Origin of the sequence: Thalassoglobus sp. (assembly GCF_048270125.1) — a bacterium.
Lineage (GTDB): Bacteria > Planctomycetota > Planctomycetia > Planctomycetales > Planctomycetaceae > Thalassoglobus.
In genome coordinates, this window is sequence record NZ_JBLWTN010000017.1 from 18,267 (window position 1) to 40,768 (window position 22,502).

The following is a 22,502-nucleotide window of genomic DNA, read 5'->3' on the forward strand; positions in this document are numbered from 1 at the left end:
GAATCAAAACCGGAATCAAAACCGGAATCAAAACCGGAATCAAAACCGGAATCAAAACCGGAATCAAAACCGGAATCAAAACCGGAATCCAAACCGGAGTCCAAACCGGAAGCCAAACCGGAGTCCAAACCGGAGTCCAAACCGGAAGCCAAACCGGAGTCCAAACCGGAAGCCAAACCGGAAGCCAAACCGGAAGCCAAACCAGAAACAACGCCTGAGTCAGAACCTGCCAAGGGAGACGATAAGCCAGCGGCAGCAGATAAAGCTGAGCCGGTTGAGGACACACCTGAAAAAGCTGAAGGTGAGAAAAAAGAAGACGCTACGGAAAACGAGTAGGTTCGATGATCGCCGGGCACTTCAAGTGCCCGGTTGTCTTTCGTTTAGAGCATCTTTCGAATTGGTTTGCAGGATCTGCCTCGTGGCGAACAGCATTTTTACTAGCGAAATGCGTTCTTCACGGGCACACGGTAGAGCAAACTGCTCTATTACGTCGCCGGTGGTTCTGGCAGCACTTCGCGGTAGCTGGTTTTGATGTGCTTGAAGCCGATCGAACGATAGAGCGAAATTGCTGCCGTGTTATTGGCACTCACGTCCAGGTAAACGCGAACAAATCCGCAGGCTCGGAACCCGTGCAGGTTCTTTAGAAGCAACGCGCGGCCCAACCCAAATCCTCGATACTCGGGAATCACCCCGATGTTCTGAATTGCCCCTACGCTCAAACTGGCGGAGAGCCCTTGAATTGTTGCGCAGGCAGTTGCGGAGTGGAAGTCGGTCCCTTCGTGCTTGATCAACCAGGTTGCCTCTGGAACAAATCCAGAATGTGTCACAATGGACTGCATCAACTCTCGACATCCGATGAATGACCGAAGCGCCGGGAAAATCTGGCTGTCCATCTCAGCCTGAAAACTTTCAAACTTTGCAAATGCGTGATCGGGAAGTGTGGCAGGATGCCAGGGTTGAAACGTGAAGTCCTCTGGCAATTTCGGAACTGGAAGCGCAGCGTCTCTTAGGTCGACTTCCATTCGAAATCGTTTGAGATAGTTCGCTTTTTTTGAACTGAATGCACTCATGTGTCCTGGGGTTCGTCCGAGGCAGATTCAAATCGCAAGTTGTTTTTGGTTGTTATAAGCACAGAGAAGAGTGACCATCCCTCTAATTTCCGGGCTGTTTATTTTAACTTCTGCGGCACATGAGTCAAAACTCGAATCGCCTGCATGCGAAAGTTCTCGAGATTCCCTTCAACAGAAGTGCTGCGGGACGGACAGTCGCAATCTCCAGCTTAACGCATTCGGGCGACAGATTTTCGTGTTTTTTTAAGGTGTCGTCTGAAATAAGCTCATTCCCTGATTGGATTTGCATTGAGTTCAATAGGACACTCCCCCTAAACTCTTCGCATTCGTTGCAGCTGAATCGAAATTGGCTGCTCCTTCCCGATTGATCCTCTCAGCGAGTTTCTGCCACCAATGGCTTTCCATCCCTGCCTTCGAATTGTTGTTCTGTTGTTGCTGACAGTCTGTTTTGAGCAACCTGGCTTCTCGCAAGAGGCATCACCACCTGAAACAAAACCGGATTCTACAGCGAACCTCCCGGTCGTTAAGGAAGACGCCCCGGTTCTTAATCCGTATCAAAATGTCGACGCGGTATTTAAAGAAGCAGTCTCCCTGATGGAGATGGTGCTGTTTTATCGCCTGGGACGATCCGAGCGAGACTACATCGTCTTCGAGAGAAATTCAGTCTATCAGCGAGAGCGTGGCAGCGATGCGGACTTCGTGAATATCGTTCCTGACGATCCGGGACAGCCTGCGATGTTGACTGAACAACAGATTGAGGTGCTCGCTGCTCAAGGAAAACTTGTCGACGGTCAAGCCAAGCCGTACCAACTGGGAACGATCAACGGGAAACCGGTCGAATATGTCACCGTCAAACTTGACTCACCCGATGGCACCGTGAAATACGGCAACAAGTTTGCATGGAAGGCCAGCATTGGTGAATATCGAATACTTCAAAAAAAGCGTAACCTGCCCGGTGAATTGACGGTCTCTCAATCGACCGTGGAAGACTGGAACAGTCATGGGTTCCTGAAAACGACTTCAAAGCCGAAAAAGGGACAACCTGCCTACTTGCTTTCAGAACCAGTCGGCGGAATTCCGATCGTGGTCGGGTGGCTGGCATTGGGAGGGCTGTTCTTCACTCTGTTCATGAGAGGATTCAACTTCTGGGGGTTCAGGCACGCTCTCGATATCGTTCGAGGGAAGTACGACAACCCGAAAGAAACTGGAGAAGTGACACACTTCCAGGCACTTGCGTCGGCACTCTCCGCAACGATTGGTCTGGGAAACATCGCGGGTGTCACCATCGCTATGACACTTGGTGGGCCGGGGGCATTTTTCTGGATGCTCTTGTCAGGCTTCCTTGGAATGTGCAGCAAGTTTGCAGAGTGTACGCTTGGGCAAAAGTATCGCTACGTCAAACCGGACGGAACCGTTCTCGGAGGTCCCATGCGGTATCTCAAAGTCGGCTTGGCTGAGATGAAACTTGGATTGCTCGGTGGCGTACTCTCGATTGTCTTTGCCGTGATGTGCGTCCTGGCAAGTTTCGGCGGTGGAAACATGCTTCAGGCGAACCAGTCTGGTTCAGCCATGCTGCAAATGTTTCAACAAGGACGACTTCAGCAAGTTTCCGATCTGAATGATGAAATTAAAGACGCTGCCAAGGTCGAGAAAATCGACGAAATGCTCACATTGCAAAAGAAGAAAGAGACCCTCGTCACGGACATTTCAGCCTTCGAAAAACGCTTCAAAATCATTTATGGAATCATTCTGGCCGCTCTGGTTGGTGCGGTGATTATCGGGGGAATCAAACGGATCGGAGCTGCAGCCTCAAAGATTGTCCCGTCGATGTGCATCATGTACTCACTTGCCTGCCTGTACATCATTCTTACTCACCTCTCTCAAGTGCCATCTCTGGTCGTACAAATTTTCACCGAAGCCTTCAGCGGAGCTGCGATGGGCGGCGGGATTGTCGGTGTTCTCGTGGTTGGTGTGCAGCGAGCGGCATTCAGTAATGAAGCTGGAGCCGGTAGTGCTGCAATCGCTCATAGTGCAGCCAGAACGGAAGAGCCGATTCGCGAAGGTTGCGTCGCTTTACTGGGACCATTCATCGACACCATTGTTGTTTGCTCGATGACTGCTCTGGTCATTCTGATTACAGGGGCCTGGGACAATAATGAGTGGATTGTCGAGCAAGGATTAGAAGGTGCCGCGCTCACTTCCCGCGCCTTCCAGGAAGAGATTTCATGGTTCCCGATCCTTCTCAGTATCGCAGTCACACTCTTTGCTTACTCCACAATCATCTCGTGGAGTTACTACGGAGAAAAAGCCTGGGAAACCCTCTTTGGCGCACGCAGCACATTCCTGTACAAAATCCTGGCTGTCATCGCAGTCTTCGTCGGCACGATTGTGAATCTGGGAAGCGTCCTCGATTTCTCTGACATGATGATCCTCGGGATGGCCTTCCCGAACATCCTCGGCGTCGTTCTCCTCTCGCCCAAAGTCCGCAAAGACCTCATGGACTACTGGGCCCGTTACAAGGCAGGTGAATTCAAAACTTATAAGTAGAACGGCAACAGCCATGAATTAGTGCAAGGCCGAAACCTGGATTCACTCTCTCAATCACTGAGAAAACGACCATTATTCAAGTTTCCGGCCTGATTCCAAAAGTTCGGTGCGGCTGCGCAGTGACTCTCACGCTGGAACAGATCTCTGTTTCGAGACGATCTCTTTCGTCCGTGGCTCATTCTGTTCCTGAGAATGGCTCGTCGTCGACAACCCTTGAAGGGAGCGGACCAGTCCGTTTCCTTGCAGACCTTTGCATGCACGACGCAGACATTGCCTGACTGCCTGAGGCGTGATCGAGAGTTGCTTGGCGATCTCCTGAGGAGACAGGTCTGACCAGTAGTGGAGCCTGACAACTCGCTGCTGCGACAATGGCAGGCTGGTGATGACTTGTCTGATGATTGCTCTCGTCTCATTCTTCGCGCTCTCGAGAGCGGGGTCGACTTTCTGCATCCGATCTCGACGAACCCACAGGTCGTATCGACGGAGAGGGTCAATTTCACGTTCATGACGTCGCTGTGCGTCGATAAGTCGCCACTTTGCACGAAACGTAATGATCGACTCCATGTTCTCAATGCCAGTCTGATTGAGAGCCTCCAGGTATGCATCCTGACGCGCGTCCTCGTTGTCGTACCAGCGATGATCTCTGAAATGCCGGCCCATGCGTTTCTCCTCTCTTGGAATCGATACTACAAAAATAAAGTGATTGTCCGTCCGAAAACAGCTATTATTCAACGGATGAGAATTGTGAGATGAGACTCTCTGGTTTAAGTCTCTGCTGCCTCTTCAGGGACCCCACAGGATTCCCTTAAAGGATTTCTTCCGTTTTTATTTCGTGTTGCCGCCTTGCTTGAAGGTTGCTTGGACCGCATAGTTTTTCAGCGAGTTTTCAAGGTCCTGCATTATCATTTGACGCAGTTCCGCCGGTTCCTCGACCGTCGCCTTGGCTCCGAAGCTGAGAATCCAGGATTTGAATTCTTCTAATGCGGAGAGCTGCAACTCCAGAAGAAGAGTTCCATCAGGTTGTGGCGTGAGTGTTTGAGTTTCGTGCCAGTGATGTTCCTGAACGTAGCGGGCAACATCTGCAGAAAAACGAACCGAGATGTGGTACTGCTTTTCATTTCCCTGATAGACGCCGAATGCGGTTCTCAGGTGCTCGTGAAGGGTGAACTCATCCGGCTTTTCGAATTGCTCCGAAGTCATCTCGATGTCGTGGATACGAGCAATTTTGTAATGTCGAAGTTCGTTATATTTAACCGCGAACGCGACGAGGTAGAGTGAACTTCGATGGTAGGCCAGCCCATATGGGTGCAGAATCACCTCTTTCGGGGTCTTGGAATTCATTGAGAAGTACAAGAGCCGAGTCACCTGCTGATCCTCAATGGCGATCATCAGCGTGTCGATGATTTCGCCCCGTTGACGATAGTCACTCGATCCTAAACGGGTTTGATGAAACACGGAGGAGAATTGTTCCAGGTACTGCCGAGTCTCCTTCGTCAGAGCGGTGCGGATCTTACGAAATGCAGTATGGGCAGCCTTGAAGAAAACCGTGCCCGCCATCGGCTCTAAAAACTGTCGGCCAAGGTAAAGTGCTGCCGCTTCTTCGAATGTCAAGCTGAGCTTCGAAAGCATTTGGTCGCTGTGACAGGTCCACGTTTTTCGCCCATGAGTCCCAACGGTCTGCTGAATGGGAAAACCGACTTTTTGCAGTTGTGCAAGATCCCGGCGAACCGTTTTCTGACTGACACCGAGTTCCTCTGAAAGTTCACTGAGTGTCCACCCCGGAGAGGGACCACACAAGTTCTTCAGTAGTAACCATGGGCGAAGGTGGGAGGAGAGATTGACCGACTGAGCCCTATTCACATCATTTCGTCCTGCTCGTACATTATCCGCAGCTCCTTCTCTCGACACCCCTCCTGGCTTTGATCATCGTTGCTGTGAACTGAATGTTAATAGATCGATTTCCTCAGGTAGGACACAGCACGTCCAACCTGCTGGAAGATTCATAGAAATCAACAACTCAGGGCATTATTAATGCTTGTCGTTCCGGAGTGGCCACTTTGATCACGACATAGACTGCTCGCCCCGAAGCCTGAAGTTCAGGCGAATTCTGGATCTACTCGATACTCAGAATTGAAACGGTTAGAGCATCTTTCGAATTGGTTTGCAGGTTCTGCCTCGTGGCGAACAGCATTTTTACTAGAACCAGTCCGAAAACCTCTGAAATCGTCGTTTTTCTCAACGTTTGAGAGAGCAATTTCAAGTTTCAGGACCGCCTCTAGAGAAATGCGTTCTTCACGGGCACACGGTAGAGCAAACTGCTCTAGAAGAATGCTCGGCGCGATGACCCAAGTTCACGAACAAATTGCTGCCCGTGCGTGGTGATCGATGGCCAAGAATTGTCGGCCATGGACTCCAGCTTCAACTTGTCGTCCGTCGATGTTCTGATGAGCGTCGTTCGCGTTGCTGTCTCCGAAGGAGATGTCACAAAGCGATCACAGCAGCAGCATGAGTTGTTTGCTGCTGCTGTGTGAGCATTCATCAATAAACGCTGGGCAAGCTCAGTTCCGCGGTGAGAACGCGATCGATGACAGCGATCAGTTCCTGCAGGTGAGCTTTCGAGTAGTCGTCGAGTTTGATCTTCTTGTTTTTCAACAAGTCGGTCGATTTCTTTTTCACTTCGATCAGATGCATGCGAGTCAATGTTCTCGCATCTGAAGGAGCTCCCGATCCTCGTGATAAAATATTCCCAAGGCGATTCAGGGCGGAACGTTGCAGGTTTCTCCGGAAACTGGAAATCATCGGTTCTTTGAGCGTGTATTCTGCCTCTTTCTTTTGATTCAGTTCGGCAAACACACTGTCGACAATCAGTCTTAAATGCTCTGCAAGCGTGTAGGCGTCATCCTCGTCCGACTTGAATTCGTTATCGAGAATTCGGTCGAGTTTCAATGAACTCAGCACGCTTCCTAAAATCATGTCTTGCATGGTGAGCATGTCGTCGTGGATTGGAAAATCCAACCGGCTCACACTTGCGACTCCCCAATGATTCCATCGTGAGACAGACAGAGAATTCAGGAGTTCCCCATCAATCTCTGGTGGAGCAAATGCAGATTCGGCAAGCAACTTCATTGCTTCACGCTGCTTCTCGGCAGGGACAATTACAAATGGAGGTCGTGCGTCTTTATCACCTTTGTGATCTCGATTCACGTACAGTCCACCGGGATAACGGGCAGCGAATGTGGTTGCTCGCCAGTATTCGTTAAAGAGCAGTACGAAGGCTTGTCGCGCACGTTGGTAGCCGTCTCCTTCGTGTACGGTGTTCTCAACGACTTTGGGAATCAGTTCCATTGACTGCTTCATTTGTCGACGAGCATAAACAAGCGGGTCCGTTCCAAGGTCGAATCGATTTGAGGTTGGGTCCGGATCGAGGCTGCGAGTGTCTTCGTCCGTTGAATAATCCAGAGCTGGTTCGCCGGAACGGGAAGCGATCTTCTTTAGCTCTTCAGCTTCATTTGATTTGATCGGCTTGTAGCCATATTCAATAGCCCAGTAGTCATACGGCCCGATTGTTTGAGAGTAGTAGATCCCCTGCTCTTTTTTGTCGACGACGACATTCGCAGGCGAGTAATCCATGACGCTGGCAACGGTAGCGATATTGACGTCTGCTTTCGGGTCGGCAATTTCCTCAAGAGTCTTCCAGGTGCTTGCCTTGAAGTTGTGACGCAAACCGAGAGTGTGTCCCACTTCGTGCATGACAACTTCCTTCAGACCTTGATGGACAAACTCTTCTGGAAGAGCTTCGGTTTTGACAGCTCCATTTGCCATGAAAACAGCAGCTGCAAAGGCCGTTTGATACTGCATTGCATGTCCGAGTTGACAGAAAGGACCATGCTCATGCTCTAAAGAATTCGAACTGTGATCCTTTGGGATGTGGAGTCCTGAAAGCATTGCGGTCTCTTCGGGGCGGAAGATTTCCCAGCGATGATTCCAGCTGTTCAGAAAACTGGCATCGAAGATGATGTCGGCATCAAGAATCTGTCCCGTGCGTGGATCGACACGAGATGGTCCCATTGCAAATCCAGCCTCTGCGGTAATCCAGCGGAAAGTATTGTATTCGATACTTTCCGGATCAAAGTTCGGATCGACTGGTTGTTGGTCAACACGAATGGCGCCGGCGTAGCCCAACTTTTCGAATGCTTTATTCCATTCCAGGATTCCTGCTTCGACAGTTGGTCGCAGGTAAACGGGAACGGTGTTCTCCATGTAGAAGCGGATGGGTTTTTTCGGTGGTGAGAGATCAATTGATGAATCGAGTTTCTGGAGATCCCAGCGGTTGATGTAGCGTTTGAAGTGCTCTGGATCATCTTTGTCAGAGAAGTCTTTGATAGCAGTCAGGAAGTAACCGACGCGATCGTCTGCGACTCGCGGTTTGTAGCCATTCGAGCCGACTGCTGGCAGCACACTAATGCTGAAGTGGACGCCAACCTGAACACCTTTCGTGTTTGGAACCGTATCAATGGAACCGGTTCCTGCGTAGACGGCGTTAAGTTGCAACTCCAGGTTTTTGGGAAACTGCTTGATCTTCGAGAACGTCGAGCGATCTGTCATCAATCGGAAACCCGATCCAATCGAGCGACCGACCTCTTGGTCATCGTTCATGAAGACTCGCGTCATGTCGACCAAAATTCCTCCCGAAGGTGTTTTCGTCAACACGGGCAACGCATGCAGAATGCTGTCGCTATAAGCAAGTTTGACAGCTGAGGCTTCTGGGGAATTCGCCTTCGCAGTGTAGCGAACATTTCGTTGCGAGATGTAGAGCTTTTCTTCTGTAGCCTTGAATCCGTAAATGACATCATCGCCAAAGCCCCACGACATGCCCCCCAGTACAGACCCTTTGCTGATCCCTTTAAAGATCGACGGCAGGACGATGTACTCCTGTTTCAACGCTGTCGGTGAAAGCTCCACCAGTAACTGCTGATCGTTGTGGTACAAAGTCCACATTCCAGTCAGCTTCGTCTTTTTTTCGATCAGCTCTTCGAATTTGGATGGTTTTTTTGTTTCTTGGGCACTCAATTGAGAACAGGCAAAAAACACTCCGAGCGTGAGCACGGGAAGGAAGATTCGACGTAAGTCCATGGAGTTCCCCTGGGAAGAAGATAATTGCGCAGTTTTCTTATCTTATCAGTTCCTGCTAATCAGAAAAGGCTACCAGAGAAAGCTGAATTCAGTTGAGATTGTTTGAATCAGTCAGAGAATTCTCGGAGACCTGTTGGCGGTTTGCGCAGTTTGAGCATGAGACGTTGCGTTTTGGCAACGTTGAGTAACTCATGATTTCAGCGCAATGCATAAGATCGAAACATGAGAGCCGTTTACGCTGCCGTGTCCCTGCGTAGAACACGTTTCACCACTGACATTGCTGCTCACCTTGTAGCAGGGTGAGAATGCCAAATCGAAAAGTGCGATCGTCAGAATTGACCGTAATTTCGGTGGTGTTACGCCTTCACTCCGTGTTCCAGTTCGGGAGCAGCGTCGCTGTCAGGATCGAACCATTCTGGCTTGAACTCGATGCGAGTTTGGAGGTCCATCGCGAGGTTGGCTGTCAAAGCCATAATCGCATCCGCCATGGCAACAACGCCATTACAGCGAAGACCACCCTTCTTGGGGTCGATTGGCTTTCCATCGGGCCAGTAATTTGGTCCCTGGTTGCGGATTGCGTAACAGAAGTGTTCCATCTCTTCACGGTATCCACGGCTGACGTTTGTTGCCCAATCGGCACCTCCACTGTCAGCGACCTTCGGCCCTGAGGTTGTTTCGTAGGCTTCCATGACAGGACCACCTTCGCCCCCTTCGGAACCGGAAATGACCCACAATCGTTGATCTGGACCACCACCCTGGCTGCCGCGGCCATCTTCTTTCCAGAGCATTGCCTCTTTTTCGGTTTTCATGAACATCGTGCCACGAGTTCCGTAAACCAGTTCGCCGTAGGGCTCAAACTTGTTCGTGTTAATCGAAGAGTATGTGACGATGCACTTATCACGCTTCTTGACTTCGTCGTTTGCATCGTACTGAGAACCAGGGAATTCAAAGGTCACAAAAATCTGGTCGTCAATTTCCCGGTCATCGTCCCACTTGTCTTTAGGGCCGACGTTTGGAATTCCGTAGAAGTTCTTTCCACCGAAACCACTGACTGCAATCGGGTGAACTTTTCCAAGGAAAATACTGGCTGCGTCCATCTGGTGAGAACCGAGTTCCGCCATCAGTCCGCCGCCTGTTTGTTCGTAGAGTCGCCAGTTGACTAACTGGTTGACGTCGTTGAATCCAAACTGTTCGAGGTCTTTGGCTGGAATTTTTTTATCTGGTCCAGGAATCCCTTTCTGCCAACTGTCGCTGTGCGGGAAACTGTTGTTTCGATGCCATTGTGCTCGAATGTGCCGGATATCACCCAGAAGACCGTTTTGAATGAGGTTGTTCGCGTTGTCGTAAAGCACGCTGTAGTGACGCTGGTGACCGACTGCCAGCAACAGATTTTTGTCGCGTGCTTTTCGAATCATTTCCTTGCACTGAGGAACTGTTCGAGCCATCAGTTTTTCGGTCAGCACATGCAGACCAGCATTCATGCAGTCGATGGAAATGGGAGCGTGTGTCACCAACGGAGTTGCGATGACGACTGCCTCGAGCCCCAATTCATCTTTATGCTCAAGGAGTTCTTTGTGGCTGCCATAGGTTTTAATCTTCGCAGCTTCTTTCGCACCGAGCTTTTTGACGAGTCCACGGCGGACGTCATTTCCATCACCTTTGAAGGCGCGTTCGCGGTTCGAAGGTCGCAAATCGGCGATGGCGACAATTTCCATGTATTCCGGAGGATGCTCGTTGAGAAGGATGTTTCCTTCATCCCCGGTCCCGATGAACGCCACTTTGACACGTTCACCTTTCAGGGCGCTGTAACCAAACAGGGCTGCCGAAGTCCCGACGCCGCCAGCAGCAATTGCTTTCAACACGTCGCGACGGCTTAAATCACCCGAATTGACGGCATGGACAGCTCCGGAGAAATTGTCCTTACCGATTTGTTCTTGCTCAGGGGAGACAACAGGCACGATTCACCTCACATTATTGTTATGCGGCCCCATAAGGACCGAATCTGATTTCCAGGTAATTATAGTTCGTCAGCGTGGCTTTGGGGAGTGGGGTCGCTCTAAAACATTTGAGTGAAGAGGGTTGCGGCAAGTCCACTCCAGCGGGATTCGTTCTGATTCACTCGAATGACAATCAAATTGTTGTTTTTTGTCAGAGCGGGTGAGTTCGAGAACATCACCTGCGGTAATAACTTCGTCGTAAAATGCTCGAAATAAAAAGGTTACGACAATCGCAATTTTTTCTGGCCTGATTCAATGGGAATCAGATTCTTTTGCGATCGTCTTTCACCGAATGAGTTCGCACTATTCTATTCTTGCAGAGATTCGGAAAATTTAAAGACTCAAGATCGTAAACATCACGAAATAGCTGAGTTCTAATGCAGCCGCTGCGGCCTTGATCCAAAGGGAAATTCAGCCGGAGAGACCGAAGAAATGGCCTGGTGATCAAGGATCGACAAGCGGAAAAAATTCCTCACTTTAAGCGGACTTCGTTCTCGATTTTATCAGTGCCGATTCTGGTTGGATCGCTGACGAGCGAGAATCTTTTCCATGACCTCTAATTCTGTGTAATACATCGCGCTGGGGTCGATTCCCTTCTCGTCGAGCCATTGCAAATGTTCTTTGACCGCAGGACGGTTTGCGTAAGCGGGAAGGAACAGAAGCCAAACGCTCAATAATGCAAGCGTTGTGACCACCAGCGCAAGTTGGCGTTTGACCTGCTGAGGTTGAATCATGGGGACACCGAGTCAACGAAGATGACCTTGAACATCAACCATGCCATCAACAGTGTTAAGATCAAATTCAAGGATTGACCACAAACATACAAGATCAGCGGCTTCCCTCCTTTGAGTTGCGGGAGAAGTTCTCTGAAATTGGTTTCCAGTCCAATGCTGACGAAAGCGAGACAGAAGAACCAGCCTCGCAGTGTCTTCGTTGAGCCTTTAATCATTGCGTCGACCAACGCTGGTCCGCCGTCCAATGTTGAATAAAGCACCGAAAACAGAATCGACATCCCCACAAATCCTAAGACGAACTTCGGAAAGCGATACCAAATTTCCATCGCTCCGACGCGTGGTGCTGAGGCATCACGTTCAACGTAAGTGACCCAGTAGATCGCCACGCAAAAGGCGGTGACGCCGATAAGAATGTTTTGGATCATTTTGACTGTTGCAGCGACTTCGAGAGCTTCGTCTCCGAGCACTGCCCCAGCTGCGGCGACCGCACCGGTTGAGTCAATCGTTCCGCCTAACCATGCTCCACCAAGGATCGGGTCCATCCCGGTCGCCTTAATGATTGCTGGCAAGACCACCATCATGATGACCGTAAACGAAAGCGATAAGCCGATGGATAACGAGAGTTCCTCCTTCTTCGCCTTACAGGCTGCAGCTGTTGCAATGGCTGCTGAGACTCCACAGACCGACATATCCGCCGAGATCACCATGTTCAGAGACTTCGAAGGAATCTTCAAAACTTTCTGACCGAAAATATAAGTTGAAATCAAGACAACCGGAGTCACGATCCAGGCAACGAAAATCCCGGGTAATCCGAGTGCCAGGAGACGACTCATCAAGACTTCTGCACCGAGTAAAACCAGTCCGGTTTTGATAAAAAACTCCGTCAAGATTGCGGGTTTCAGAAAGACGGGAGTTCCGACAGTATTACTGATAACAAGCCCAACCAACAATGCCCACAAGGCATACTCCAGGTTGTACGCCTTGATGACACTTTGCCCAGCCATTGTGTAAGCAAGAGTGGCAAGGAGAAACACGAACGGGAATGCCCTGAGAAAATCCCCTGCCGGTTTCCCGCGAAGGCCCATTGCAAAGCCAAACACGGCAGCAATTATCACGAAGGCTCCAGCGATGCCGAGAAAGTTTGACGACAGCGCATCCATCGGGTTCTCTGTCCACTTCCCCGGCTTTGCGATCCAGGGTGCGAGGGGGCTGACGACTTTGACCTCTTCTCCACTGGCCCACTTTTCTGCTAAACCGTCGGGTTGAGAAAACCAGACTGCACCGAATGAAATCGCCAGTAAAATTATGGCACACCACACCGCCCACCAATCTTCGCTCGACCGCATATCGACCCAAAGGCTTGGGCGTTCCGCAGGAAGTTCAACACGATTTCCCGAGGTTTGGGGTTCTGAAGATTCGTTCGACATTTGTGGTGGGCTTTCTTTCTAAAGGAAGGAAAACGAGGAGGTTTTGGCAGGCACTCGATGGAGAATGTCAGGTTCCTCTTTGGTGGAGTCCGCAGTGGGGGACGTTGACTTAAAATAGTTCAATGTTTGTCATGCATCTTTGAGATTGATGCATGAGTTCAGTTTCATCGCATACCGTAGGCATGCAGGCTATGAAGTCATGGGAGTGATTTTGGCGGGCACGATGAGCGTTAGAACTCAGCGTTGAAAATGGTTTGCTGGCTGTCTCTAAATGATTGCATCTTTCGCGATTTGAATGTCATGAGCCATTTCCATGACAGACTGGTAACGGTCTTTTTTCTCTTTTTCCATGGCTTTGAGGATGATCGCTTCAAACGTATCGGGGATGTTGCGGTGCGGGGCGCGTTCCTTAGGTGGGATCGGATCATCGTGGATAATCAGGTCGAATGTTTTCCGAACTGTCTCTCCGTAAAACGGTTCCTTGAGGGTCATGAGTTCGTAAAGCATCACCCCCAGACTGAAAATGTCAGAGCGTTCATCAATCGATTTGTGGCCAAGAATTTGTTCCGGAGACATATAAAGTGGCGTCCCCGGCAATTGACCAGAACGTGTGAGCGTTCGCAATTGTTCGCGATCAACTGTTTCTTCCGGGCGAACAGTTTGAAAGTCTTCTGGTTCCCACGGCGGATCTTCGACGCCCCAGACTTTTGCGACTCCCCAGTCCAGCAAAACGACTTCGTTGAACTGACCAAGCCAAATATTCTCGGGCTTGATGTCTCGGTGAATCACGCCATGAGCATGCGCAAACCCTAGCGCCTGACAGACCTGAAGGAAGACATCCATGAGGACGGAGAGTGGATATGATTGAAGTGCGCTGGCGTCTCGTTGTGAAATCCGCTTGATGGTTTCATAGAGATCCTCTCCCCGCAACAGCTTCATAGTGAAATACAACGACCCCATTTTTGTTTGACCGATTTCATAAACCGGGATCGTATTCGGGTGAGCCAGCTGCGCGGTCACTCGAGCCTCACGCAGGAAGCGCCGACGTTCTTCGGCGTCGTTTCGGAACTCGTGGCGAAGTGCTTTGCGAGCGACCATCCGCCCGGTGACGTTATCAAAGACTGCTTCAAGATACGCCTTGCGACCATTAAACAGGAGACGTTCGTCGCTGTACTTAGAGTAGGTACCTTCGAGCAGTTCGGGGAGATCGTGATCTGTCCCCGAGAGCATAATTGTGGGGTAACCATCAGAAGGGCTGGACACAACGGTTTCCTTTTGTGAACACACCACCGTGGGCAACCTTGGTGGTTTCGTCTCAAGGACGGATTAAACAAAGCGTATACTAGAACTGTTGCAAACCGATGGCAAAGACGCAATGGCGCTCATGCTTTCCGGTGAATTTCCGATTTTTACAAATCCCAGAGATGCTGGCCAAAGACCAAAAGACCAACAATTGCTGATGCGAGTGCGATCACTAAAACACTCCCCGCAGCAAAATCTTTTGCTTTACGGGCTCTCTCCTGCAGCTCCGGTGAGAGCAAGTCGACAGTCTCTTCAATGGCACTGTTCATGATCTCAGCTGAGAGAACAGCTCCGATACAAACGACAACAAGCGCCCATTCGAAGGATGAAAGTCGGACAAAGCAGCCTGCTGCCACTACACATCCTGCCATGACCCATTGGATTTGCAGGCTCGTCTCTTGCCTCGAAACTTCGAGGACTCCACGAAATGCAGTCGCGAATCGACGGTAAAGTGAAACAGGATTCTTCAAGACAGAGCCTTTGTCGCGATATTCAAAGCTCGCAAGAGCATTACTTGATCCAGGGGCCGTTGACGTAATCATGAACACCGCTCTTCACGCCGGGGCCCGGATGAGGTGGTTGATCGACGTGCGAGGCGTCCATGAAAGATGTCATTTTCTCGACGATCTCAGCATGTTTTGAGGCGATGTTCTTCTCTTCGCTGAGGTCCTCTTTGAGATTGTACAATTCTATCGGTCCCCCCGGTCTCGCTTGAATCGCTTTCCAGTCTCCCATTCTCGCCGCTCGCGCAATCCCTTTTCCACGCGGGTATTCCCAATACATTCCCTCGTGGATCTTTTGCTCTCCTTGACCTGTCAGCGTCGGGAGGAACGAGATGCCGTCCGTTTCTTCGGGCGGCTCAATTGCAGCAGCTTCGCAGAGTGTCGGCATGACATCCCAGAACGCGAGGATATGGTCGCTCGAGCCACCAGCAGGAATTTTCTTTGGCCAGCGGGCAACCATCGGGACGCGAATTCCGCCTTCATAGAATGATCCCTTGTACCCTCGCAGGTCGCCGTTCATTTGGAAGTAATCCGTCATCTTTGTCCAACCAGCGTCGGCTCCTCCACTCTGTCCTCCGTTGTCGGAGGTGAAAATGATGAGAGTGTTGTCAGCGAGATTTTTTTCGTCCAGATAGGCGAGTATTTCACCGACATTTCGATCCATTCGAGAGACCATCCCGGCGAGTGTCGTCAGTCCATCTTCTGAACCAAGGTAGTTCTCGCGACGATCTTGAATCGAGACTTTCGGAAACTGTCCTCGGTAAGGTTTCTCGGAATCTTCAGGGACGACAAGTTCCACGTGCGGGATGATATACGGGATGTACGCAAAGAACGGAGCATCGGAAGAGTTGCGAATGAACTTCATTGCGGCATTGTGAATCTCGTCGTTCACATACTGGTTCATCCCTTTGCTGTTCTGGCTGAGTTGGACTTTCGTTTCGTCTTCCCACACCCAGAACGGATAATAGAAGTGAGCATGAATCTGAAGATACTGCCCGAAGAACTTGTCAAACCCTTGCTTGTTGGGATGCCCGGGGGTCCCTTCGTATCCCAGTCCCCACTTTCCAAAACCGCCAGTCCGATACCCAGCGGATTTGAGTTTTTCAGCGACGGTTACATGATCCGGCAGCAGGTATTGTCGTGTGTCGTTGGCACGAACCGGAGTGTGGCCGGTATGAAGGCCGGTCATCAGCACGCTCCGTGAAGGTTGGCAAACATGTGAGCCGGCATAGCACTGCGTGAGCTTAATTCCCTCAGTAGCGATGCGGTCAATATTGGGGGTTTTAATTTTCTCTTGTCCGAAACAGCCAATTCCCTCGTACCCCAAATCATCTGCCATGATAAAGATGATATTCGGTTTCTCGGCAGCTGAAAGACTGGCTGAGAAGATGACGAAAAGGCCCACTACGATCGATGCCCAAACAGCTGAGTTTCGTACGTTCATTCGCTTTCACCCTGATGGAAATGGTGTGAGTTTTGAATGAGCGTAGCAGTTGAATGCAGTTCTTCGCCAGTAAAAACAACTGATCGAGATTAAATGCAAGGCCACAGCTGCCTTGTCGCCGAGTTCAGCTTTCAATGCTTTCGTCTTTGAGCAATCCTGAGAGGCGGTACTTCCCCGAAGCACTCACGCAAGGAGCTATCACGAACCTGATCGCGAGCGGGGCTGTTCATCGAATTAGAATAGAGAGCTGATCCTGAAACCTGAATTTGCTCTCTGGGAGCAGTTTGCTCTACCGTTTGCCCGTGAAGAACGCATTTCTCCAGTAAAAAAGTTGTTCGCCACGAGTCAGATCCTGCAAGCCAATTCGAAAGGTGCTCTAAGCACGGAGAAAAGTGACCATTCCACAAATTTGCGGACAGGGTCTCATGCAGCTGAAATGAACGACGTCGACAGCACAAAAAGTATGCAGCCTCAGGAGAGTGAGAGTTCAGTCAGGGTTTGTTCAAGAATTGCAGATTGAGTTTCGCTGTTTTCGCTGACATGGATGCAGTTGCGTCCATTTCGTTTGGCAGCGTACAAGGCTTGATCTGCACGAAGGACGAGTTCGTCTGGTGCTTCACGGTCTTTAGCTTCTGCGACCCCGACGCTAATCGTGACACTTGATGATTTGTCATTGATCTTGCAGCCAATCCGGCTGACGTACTCACGGAAACCTTCAGCGAGTTTGATCGATTCTCGTAGCGACATACTTGGCATGGCGATGGCAAATTCTTCACCACCGTACCGGGCAACGCAACCTTTTCCAGAGAAGTATTCAACAGCAGCATTTGAGACGGTTTTCAGAGCGGCGTCGCCTGCCTGGTGTCCCCACTGGTCATTGAATGCTTTGAAGTTATCAATATCAATCATGATCAGACTGAGCGGATTCCGCTGTGGGCTGAATTCATGGAGAGCATTCTTAAGCGCGTTTTCGAGTGCTTGACGATTCGCCAATCCGGTCAAGCCATCCGTCATCGCAGCCTGTCGATATTCTTTAAGAAGCCGCTCTTGAGCACGAATATCAGCTTTGATTAATTCAGACAGCCCGACAGACGAGACCAGCCCTACCAGACCGCTAATCAACCAGAGAGGACGGAACGTACTATCGAGTTCCGGCATCCAACCGGCGAGAAGCAGGCAGATACTGAGCCAGGCGCTCACTGCGACAAATATCATTCGAGACGTGGTTTCACGCATCTCGGTCTTACCCTTAGGGACGATGAATTTCTTCAACCCTAAGCCACCCTTTAGCAGCGAGCGTCAACTACTTCGAGAATTCTTTTAATGAGCACGCGCTATAATCAGAATGATCGGAAAAAACAGACCGATCAGCAGGTCGCGATGCGTTCACCGGGAAGCTGTGAGATCGGAAATCAAGAATTTTGGAAGATGGCCTTCATACTTTTAACTGCACATATTCACGACACGTCTGTAGTTGTGTGTTGCCCAGCGTGAGAACAAGAGATCTGCAGCATTTTCAACGCTTTTGTTCGTAGAAGTTCACATCCATCGCTTCATAGACTGCTCGCCACGAGGCGGAGCGCAAAGACCGATATTTGCTTTGCTGTGGCGTCGAACATAAGGAAATGAAGTCAGCAAGTCATTTTTGCCTTGCTCTTCAATCCTACATTTCCTTGAAGTTGCGACCTGTATGGGGATCTTCTCTTCCGTTAAGACACCCCGGCGGAACTACGCACCCGGTCTGAGACGGGCGTACTCCGTGAGAACTTCATAGAGATCTTCAGTGATTGTGACATCGTCGTGAGAGAAATCGTTCATCCAGGAACGTTTTCGCTGGACAGCCTCGTCAACGATTCGCATCAATTCCCCGAAAGAAATTGTCATCGTCGGTGGAGCATCAAAGGTCTCTTCTTCGCCCGTATAAAGTTTTAAACGTGGTCGCATGTGAATCCCTCCATGGTCCGGCATGCTGTCGCTTCGGCATTGTAAATCGAAGTCGTCTCTTCTCGTCCATATATCGGCATGTCCGTTAAGCTCCTTGAATCTCTCCTAAACGGAATAGAGAAACTGACCGGCATTGCCGTTTATATCGGTCTTTGGGAAGATCGGCTCAAGTTTGAGTAATTCACTCGCATCGACTTTGGAGTAGAAAATGTTGTGGCTCGGAGTGGCCGTTGGTATCGGAGTTGTTTTAAGTGTCGTCGGTTTTCTTCTGCGGAAACCACCCGCAAACAATCATCAAATCATGGATCAGCAGTCTCCGATGGAAAAGGCGATTGAAGAAGCTCTCAGCGAAGCAGCCCGTTTGCTCGAAGCTGGTCAGACATGGGACGCCGAGCAAAGGATGGTTTCACTCGTGACGCAGGTCTCGAAAGAGGCCGGGACGACGAGTCGTGAATATGCATTGGCCCTCTTTAATCAGGCAATGTTGTTTCTTTGGATGGACGACAATACAAGAGCGATTCCGCTGTTGCGAACAGCCTGTGATATTGCAGAAGCTGATGAATCCATGACTGCGGATCTGTTGACATTCCAAGAGAACCTGGGAGTTGCACTTTCGCAAAACGGTGTCCACAGCGAAGCCGTCGAATTGCTGCAGGAGAGTCTCAACAGGCGTGAAAAATTCTTCGGAAGAAGCCACTCTGGCTATGCCTGCGGATTGACGGCGTGTGCTGAGGCACTCACCCGTGCCGGAAAACTGGACGAAGCATTCCCTCTCATTGAGGAAGCTATCAAGGTCAACCGGCAAGCTCAAAATTCATCTGTCATCGAAGACATTGCACTGAAAGCAATCATTCTTCAAGCACAAAACGAAGAGGACATTTTTCCGGACTGGTCAGACATGCCAACGAGCTTACATTCGAATATTCCGGAAGTGGTCCACCGTATGAGTCGTACTCATCAACCGAATGTGGTTCTGGGGCTCTATCAGAAGTTGAGACCTCTCTATGCATCCAGCCAACCGCGAGACCTGCAAAAGCTGAAGGAAATTGACGTGGCAATTTCCAATCTGGCACGGCAAGTTGAAAATCATTCCGCACGCATCGCAGCCTTTCAACGAATTTTCGAAAACATCGGGGAGCATCATCCAGAGTCGATCAATACCTTGCTCGGCATGGCGATGGCGTACACCGATGCCGGACAGATTTCTTCGGCGGATGAGGCTTACGAGTCTGCCCTCCGAATCTCAAACCAGGCTGGATCTCCTGCTTCTCAATCACAAGTGCAGAGAAATTACGCCATTCATCTCGCGGAGACAGCACGGATTGAAGCAGCGGAGCAGATGCACCAAAAAGCAATCGGAAACGCAAGGAAGTCTGGCAACGAGGAACTGCTCGGGAGAACGCTCTGTGCTTATGGAATCTTTCTGCAACATGTCGGGCAAACGGAAGGTGTCGTTGATCTCTTGGAAGAATCTTTACACGCTCTCCCTAAAGCTCATCCCGACGCACTTAGCGCAGAATCTCACTTGATCGCGCTTCGTGAGGGCAACAACTGCCAGTGTTCAGAGGCAAACATCGATTCGTATCTCGACTTCCTCAAGAAACTGGTCCTCGAGCGAGCCCCTGAAGGGCTCGTCGATCAGATCACCTACGACGAAGCAGACTTGGAGTCGCCGGTCTCTGTTTCTGTCACACGTGAACCAACCGATGAAGAATCACAACAACTCTTCAACGCTATACAAAATTCGCTCACAGAAATTCGCATGTCGAGTTCAAGAGCATTTTACACCGAATAACGAGTCCAGGGACGTTCACGTTTTTTCAGGCACTCGGAGTTTTCGGCGAATTTTTGTTGAACAAGTACGAGCACTCTTCCAGTCGTGTGCCTGACTCGTCTGTCACTGCAAACTTTGTTGGTCCCCAGAGTGAAACTCCGGCGTAATCCCCGGACTTGTTCAGAACATAAAATTTCAAACCAAAATTCGGACGCCCATCTTTCCCGAGTAGATGCGACTCGGTGACATGCTCTACAAGTCGCTGCATCACTTCTGTTCCAGCAGCTTTGGGAGAAAGCCCGTTTCGCATCAACTCAACGACTCCAAACGAGGAGCAGTTGCGGACGTTTTCTTCTCCTCGACCAGTACTGCCACAGGTTCCGATTTTGTTGTCGACATACAACCCCGCACCAATCAGAGCGGAGTCTCCAACACGACCGGGAATTTTGAATGCGAGTCCACTGGTGGTGGTGACACACGAGAGATTGCTAGCGGCATCAATCGCAGAACAGTGGATTGTTCCAGTCGGTCGATCGATGGCTTCGCTCCGCTGGTAATTGTGAGTCGCTGCGGGGCCATGATCATCGACGAGTTTGAAGAACGCTTTGACCTCGTCATCAAGCTGATCCGGGGGCGGCGGGATCCAGTCGTCTCGTGTGGAATTAGTCTGCTTCCAGTACAACCAGATTTTGCGAGCTTTTTCTGTCAGCAGATTTTCTTCCGGGAAACCTTGAGCCTTTGCGAATTCATTTGCTCCTTCGCCGACGAGCAGCGAGTGATCAGTCTGCTCAAGGACGAGCTTGGCGAGTCGTGCTGCGTGGCGAACATTTTTCAGTCCCGCAACTCCTCCAGAACGATGAGTCGGGCCATGCATGACTGCGGCGTCGAGTTCGACCACACCCTGTTCATTCGGGAGCCCACCATACCCGACCGTCAGGTCATCCGGGTCATCTTCAACAAGGGTGACACCTTCGACAACAGCAGCCAACGGATCTGCTCCATTGATAATTTGTTCATAAGCAAGTCGAGTTGCCTGCAATCCGTTTGCCGAAGCAATCACTCGAACGATGGACATGGAAATTCCTTATTGACTCTTCAGCGACTTTCGAGGATTGAAACCTTTCAAGGAGGGATTCACCAGAGACCGCTCATGCTTATCCGATTCTGCTTAAAACAATCGGTTCAATCCATTCAATGCCGCCACGCGATAAGCCTCCGCCATGGTTGGGTAGTTGAATGTTGAATTCACAAAGTACATGAGCGTGTTGTGTTCTGCAGGCTGAGACATGATTGCTTGACCGATGTGAATGATCTCTGAGGCGTTAGCGCCAAAGCAGTGAATGCCGAGAAGTTGAAGTGATTCTCGGTGGAAAAGCAGTTTCAACATGCCGACAGTCTGGCCAGTAATTTGAGCACGTGCGAGGCTCTTGAAAATCGAGTGTCCGACTTCATACGGGACTCCCTCTGCAGTCAGCTCTCGTTCTGTTTTGCCGAGGCAACTGATCTCGGGAGAGGTGTAAATTCCCGACGGAATCTCCTCGATCATCGCTCGTTCACAACTTCCGTGAATCATGTGGTGAGCTGCATATCGTCCTTGAACATAGGCAGCACTGGCAAGAGCGGGAGGTCCAATGACGTCCCCGACTGCGTAGATGTGAGGCACCGCAGATTGAAAGTCCTCATTGACAGGGATTTGTCCTCGTGAATTGATTTCAATCCCGAGCGGTTCGAGGCCCATGCCGTCGGTATTCCCGCTGCGACCAGCCGCCCAAAAAAGGATATCGGTTTTGATTTGCTTACCCGATTTCAAATGCAGAATCACTCCGTCGTCGGTCGGCTCAACACGGTCGTACTCTTCCCGATTTCGAATTAACACGCCACGGTCGCGCAAGTGATAGCTGAGCGCGTCACAGATTTCGTCGTCAAGGAATTCCAGCAACTGGTCCCGCGTATTTACGAGATTCACTTTCGATCCGATGTTGCGAAACATCGACGCATATTCACATCCAACGACTCCTGCGCCGTAAATTGTAATTGAGCGAGGGGTTTCAGAAAGATCGAGAATCGTGTCACTATCGAAGACACGACCATGGTTGAATTCGATGTCTTTCGGGCGATAAGGTCGGGAGCCGGTCGAGACCACGAACGCGCCCGCTTCGATCGTCCGCTTCCCGCCAAATTCATCGATGATCTTCAACGTGTTGGAGTCTACAAAGCTCCCCGTTCCTTTGAAAATGTCGACCCCGTTCCGATCATAGAACCCCATCCGCATCTCGACCTGTTTTTCAATCACGCTGGCTGCAGTTCTTCGCAGTTCAGGAAATTCAGGAAGTCGGGATAGTGCGGCATCGCGAAACAGTTTGTTGTTGAGCAGAGTTGTCGCTTGAAAAATGGCATGTCGCAGAGCCTTGCTCGGAATCGTCCCGCGATGCGTACAGCCGCCGCCGATAGGAAGGTCTCGCTCCACCATGGCGACCGATTTCCCAAGCTTTGCCGCCTGCATGGCGGCCCCTTCTCCACCAGGACCGCTGCCGATGACAATAATGTCGTATTTTTGATCTTTCATAAATCGTCGTTCTTATTGTTCTAAAGGCAACTTGGCTGGATACCTGCCATTGTTCTAAATC

At 50.4% G+C, this 22,502-nt stretch carries 16 protein-coding genes and 1 pseudogene; 3 read left to right on the forward strand and 14 right to left on the reverse strand.

Annotated features, from left to right (window positions below):
• Positions 1-336: pseudogene (locus ACN0YR_RS17045) on the forward strand (hypothetical protein); the annotation flags it as partial.
• Between the two features lie 149 nt (positions 337-485).
• On the opposite strand, the gene ACN0YR_RS17050 reads toward ACN0YR_RS17045, so the two are convergent.
• The gene (locus tag ACN0YR_RS17050) at positions 486-1,070 is read right to left on the reverse strand and encodes a GNAT family N-acetyltransferase (protein ID WP_417850438.1); all 585 of its coding nucleotides are present in this window, start codon (positions 1,068-1,070) and stop codon (positions 486-488) included.
• Positions 1,071-1,463: 393 nt separating this feature from the next.
• Here ACN0YR_RS17050 and ACN0YR_RS17055 point away from each other — a divergent pair, with 393 nt between their 5' ends.
• Positions 1,464-3,617, forward strand: a complete 2,154-nt coding sequence (locus ACN0YR_RS17055) for an alanine/glycine:cation symporter family protein (protein ID WP_417850439.1) — start codon at positions 1,464-1,466, stop codon at positions 3,615-3,617.
• Positions 3,618-3,743: 126 nt separating this feature from the next.
• Here ACN0YR_RS17055 and ACN0YR_RS17060 read toward each other — a convergent pair whose 3' ends face one another.
• From ACN0YR_RS17060 to ACN0YR_RS17110, 11 genes are all read right to left on the reverse strand, one after another.
• Complete coding sequence (locus tag ACN0YR_RS17060; protein WP_417850440.1) at positions 3,744-4,277, reverse strand: RNA polymerase sigma factor; 534 nt, start codon at positions 4,275-4,277, stop codon at positions 3,744-3,746.
• 165 nt (positions 4,278-4,442) lie between these two features.
• A complete protein-coding gene (locus ACN0YR_RS17065) occupies positions 4,443-5,525 on the reverse strand; it encodes a helix-turn-helix transcriptional regulator (RefSeq protein ID WP_417850441.1) in 1,083 nt (360 codons plus the stop codon).
• Between the two features lie 630 nt (positions 5,526-6,155).
• On the reverse strand, positions 6,156-8,750 hold the full coding sequence (locus tag ACN0YR_RS17070) for a zinc-dependent metalloprotease (protein WP_417850442.1): 2,595 nt from the start codon (positions 8,748-8,750) through the stop codon (positions 6,156-6,158).
• Between the two features lie 356 nt (positions 8,751-9,106).
• A complete protein-coding gene (locus ACN0YR_RS17075; RefSeq protein ID WP_417850443.1) occupies positions 9,107-10,708 on the reverse strand; it encodes a Gfo/Idh/MocA family protein in 1,602 nt (533 codons plus the stop codon).
• A gap of 542 nt (positions 10,709-11,250) precedes the next feature.
• Entirely contained in the window at positions 11,251-11,481 is a 231-nt protein-coding gene (locus tag ACN0YR_RS17080; RefSeq protein WP_417850444.1) for a hypothetical protein, read from the reverse strand.
• Complete coding sequence (locus ACN0YR_RS17085; RefSeq protein ID WP_417850445.1) at positions 11,478-12,908, reverse strand: YeiH family protein; 1,431 nt, start codon at positions 12,906-12,908, stop codon at positions 11,478-11,480. Before ACN0YR_RS17085 ends, ACN0YR_RS17080 begins: the two co-directional genes overlap by 4 nt.
• A gap of 267 nt (positions 12,909-13,175) precedes the next feature.
• The gene (locus tag ACN0YR_RS17090; RefSeq protein WP_417850446.1) at positions 13,176-14,171 is read right to left on the reverse strand and encodes a serine/threonine protein kinase; all 996 of its coding nucleotides are present in this window, start codon (positions 14,169-14,171) and stop codon (positions 13,176-13,178) included.
• Between the two features lie 146 nt (positions 14,172-14,317).
• Positions 14,318-14,752, reverse strand: a complete 435-nt coding sequence (locus tag ACN0YR_RS17095) for a diacylglycerol kinase family protein (protein ID WP_417850447.1) — start codon at positions 14,750-14,752, stop codon at positions 14,318-14,320.
• A complete protein-coding gene (locus ACN0YR_RS17100) occupies positions 14,721-16,157 on the reverse strand; it encodes an arylsulfatase (RefSeq protein WP_417850448.1) in 1,437 nt (478 codons plus the stop codon). Before ACN0YR_RS17100 ends, ACN0YR_RS17095 begins: the two co-directional genes overlap by 32 nt.
• 471 nt (positions 16,158-16,628) lie before the next feature.
• Positions 16,629-17,393 carry a GGDEF domain-containing protein gene (locus ACN0YR_RS17105; protein ID WP_417850449.1) on the reverse strand — a complete coding sequence of 255 codons (765 nt, stop codon included), beginning with the start codon at positions 17,391-17,393 and terminating at the stop codon, positions 16,629-16,631.
• A 492-nt stretch (positions 17,394-17,885) separates the two neighbouring features.
• Positions 17,886-18,101 carry a hypothetical protein gene (locus tag ACN0YR_RS17110; RefSeq protein WP_417850450.1) on the reverse strand — a complete coding sequence of 72 codons (216 nt, stop codon included), beginning with the start codon at positions 18,099-18,101 and terminating at the stop codon, positions 17,886-17,888.
• Positions 18,102-18,309: 208 nt separating this feature from the next.
• Here ACN0YR_RS17110 and ACN0YR_RS17115 point away from each other — a divergent pair, with 208 nt between their 5' ends.
• Positions 18,310-19,896 (forward strand): tetratricopeptide repeat protein, encoded by a 1,587-nt coding sequence (locus ACN0YR_RS17115; protein ID WP_417850451.1) that lies wholly within the window; start codon positions 18,310-18,312, stop codon positions 19,894-19,896.
• A gap of 25 nt (positions 19,897-19,921) precedes the next feature.
• Here the strand turns inward: ACN0YR_RS17115 and ACN0YR_RS17120 are convergent, their stop codons facing one another.
• Together ACN0YR_RS17120 and sthA are read right to left on the reverse strand one after the other, a co-directional pair.
• On the reverse strand, positions 19,922-20,950 hold the full coding sequence (locus ACN0YR_RS17120) for a N(4)-(beta-N-acetylglucosaminyl)-L-asparaginase (protein WP_417850452.1): 1,029 nt from the start codon (positions 20,948-20,950) through the stop codon (positions 19,922-19,924).
• Positions 20,951-21,043: 93 nt separating this feature from the next.
• Positions 21,044-22,441 (reverse strand): Si-specific NAD(P)(+) transhydrogenase, encoded by a 1,398-nt coding sequence (gene sthA / locus ACN0YR_RS17125; RefSeq protein ID WP_417850453.1) that lies wholly within the window; start codon positions 22,439-22,441, stop codon positions 21,044-21,046.
• Between the last annotated feature and the right edge of the window lie 61 nt (positions 22,442-22,502).

What these genes read in the sequence shown, in the direction of transcription:
- ACN0YR_RS17050 (WP_417850438.1), bottom strand. Translation starts at nt 1,070, where the DNA reads ATGAGTGCATTCAGTTCAAAAAAAGCGAACTATCTCAAACGATTTCGA.
- ACN0YR_RS17055 (WP_417850439.1), top strand. Translation starts at nt 1,464, where the DNA reads ATGGCTTTCCATCCCTGCCTTCGAATTGTTGTTCTGTTGTTGCTGACA.
- ACN0YR_RS17060 (WP_417850440.1), bottom strand. Translation starts at nt 4,277, where the DNA reads ATGGGCCGGCATTTCAGAGATCATCGCTGGTACGACAACGAGGACGCG.
- ACN0YR_RS17070 (WP_417850442.1), bottom strand. Translation starts at nt 8,750, where the DNA reads ATGGACTTACGTCGAATCTTCCTTCCCGTGCTCACGCTCGGAGTGTTT.
- ACN0YR_RS17080 (WP_417850444.1), bottom strand. Translation starts at nt 11,481, where the DNA reads ATGATTCAACCTCAGCAGGTCAAACGCCAACTTGCGCTGGTGGTCACA.
- ACN0YR_RS17085 (WP_417850445.1), bottom strand. Translation starts at nt 12,908, where the DNA reads ATGTCGAACGAATCTTCAGAACCCCAAACCTCGGGAAATCGTGTTGAA.
- ACN0YR_RS17095 (WP_417850447.1), bottom strand. Translation starts at nt 14,752, where the DNA reads ATGATTACGTCAACGGCCCCTGGATCAAGTAATGCTCTTGCGAGCTTT.
- ACN0YR_RS17100 (WP_417850448.1), bottom strand. Translation starts at nt 16,157, where the DNA reads ATGAACGTACGAAACTCAGCTGTTTGGGCATCGATCGTAGTGGGCCTT.
- ACN0YR_RS17105 (WP_417850449.1), bottom strand. Translation starts at nt 17,393, where the DNA reads ATGCGTGAAACCACGTCTCGAATGATATTTGTCGCAGTGAGCGCCTGG.
- ACN0YR_RS17110 (WP_417850450.1), bottom strand. Translation starts at nt 18,101, where the DNA reads ATGCGACCACGTTTAAAACTTTATACGGGCGAAGAAGAGACCTTTGAT.
- ACN0YR_RS17115 (WP_417850451.1), top strand. Translation starts at nt 18,310, where the DNA reads ATGTTGTGGCTCGGAGTGGCCGTTGGTATCGGAGTTGTTTTAAGTGTC.
- ACN0YR_RS17120 (WP_417850452.1), bottom strand. Translation starts at nt 20,950, where the DNA reads ATGTCCATCGTTCGAGTGATTGCTTCGGCAAACGGATTGCAGGCAACT.
- sthA (WP_417850453.1), bottom strand. Translation starts at nt 22,441, where the DNA reads ATGAAAGATCAAAAATACGACATTATTGTCATCGGCAGCGGTCCTGGT.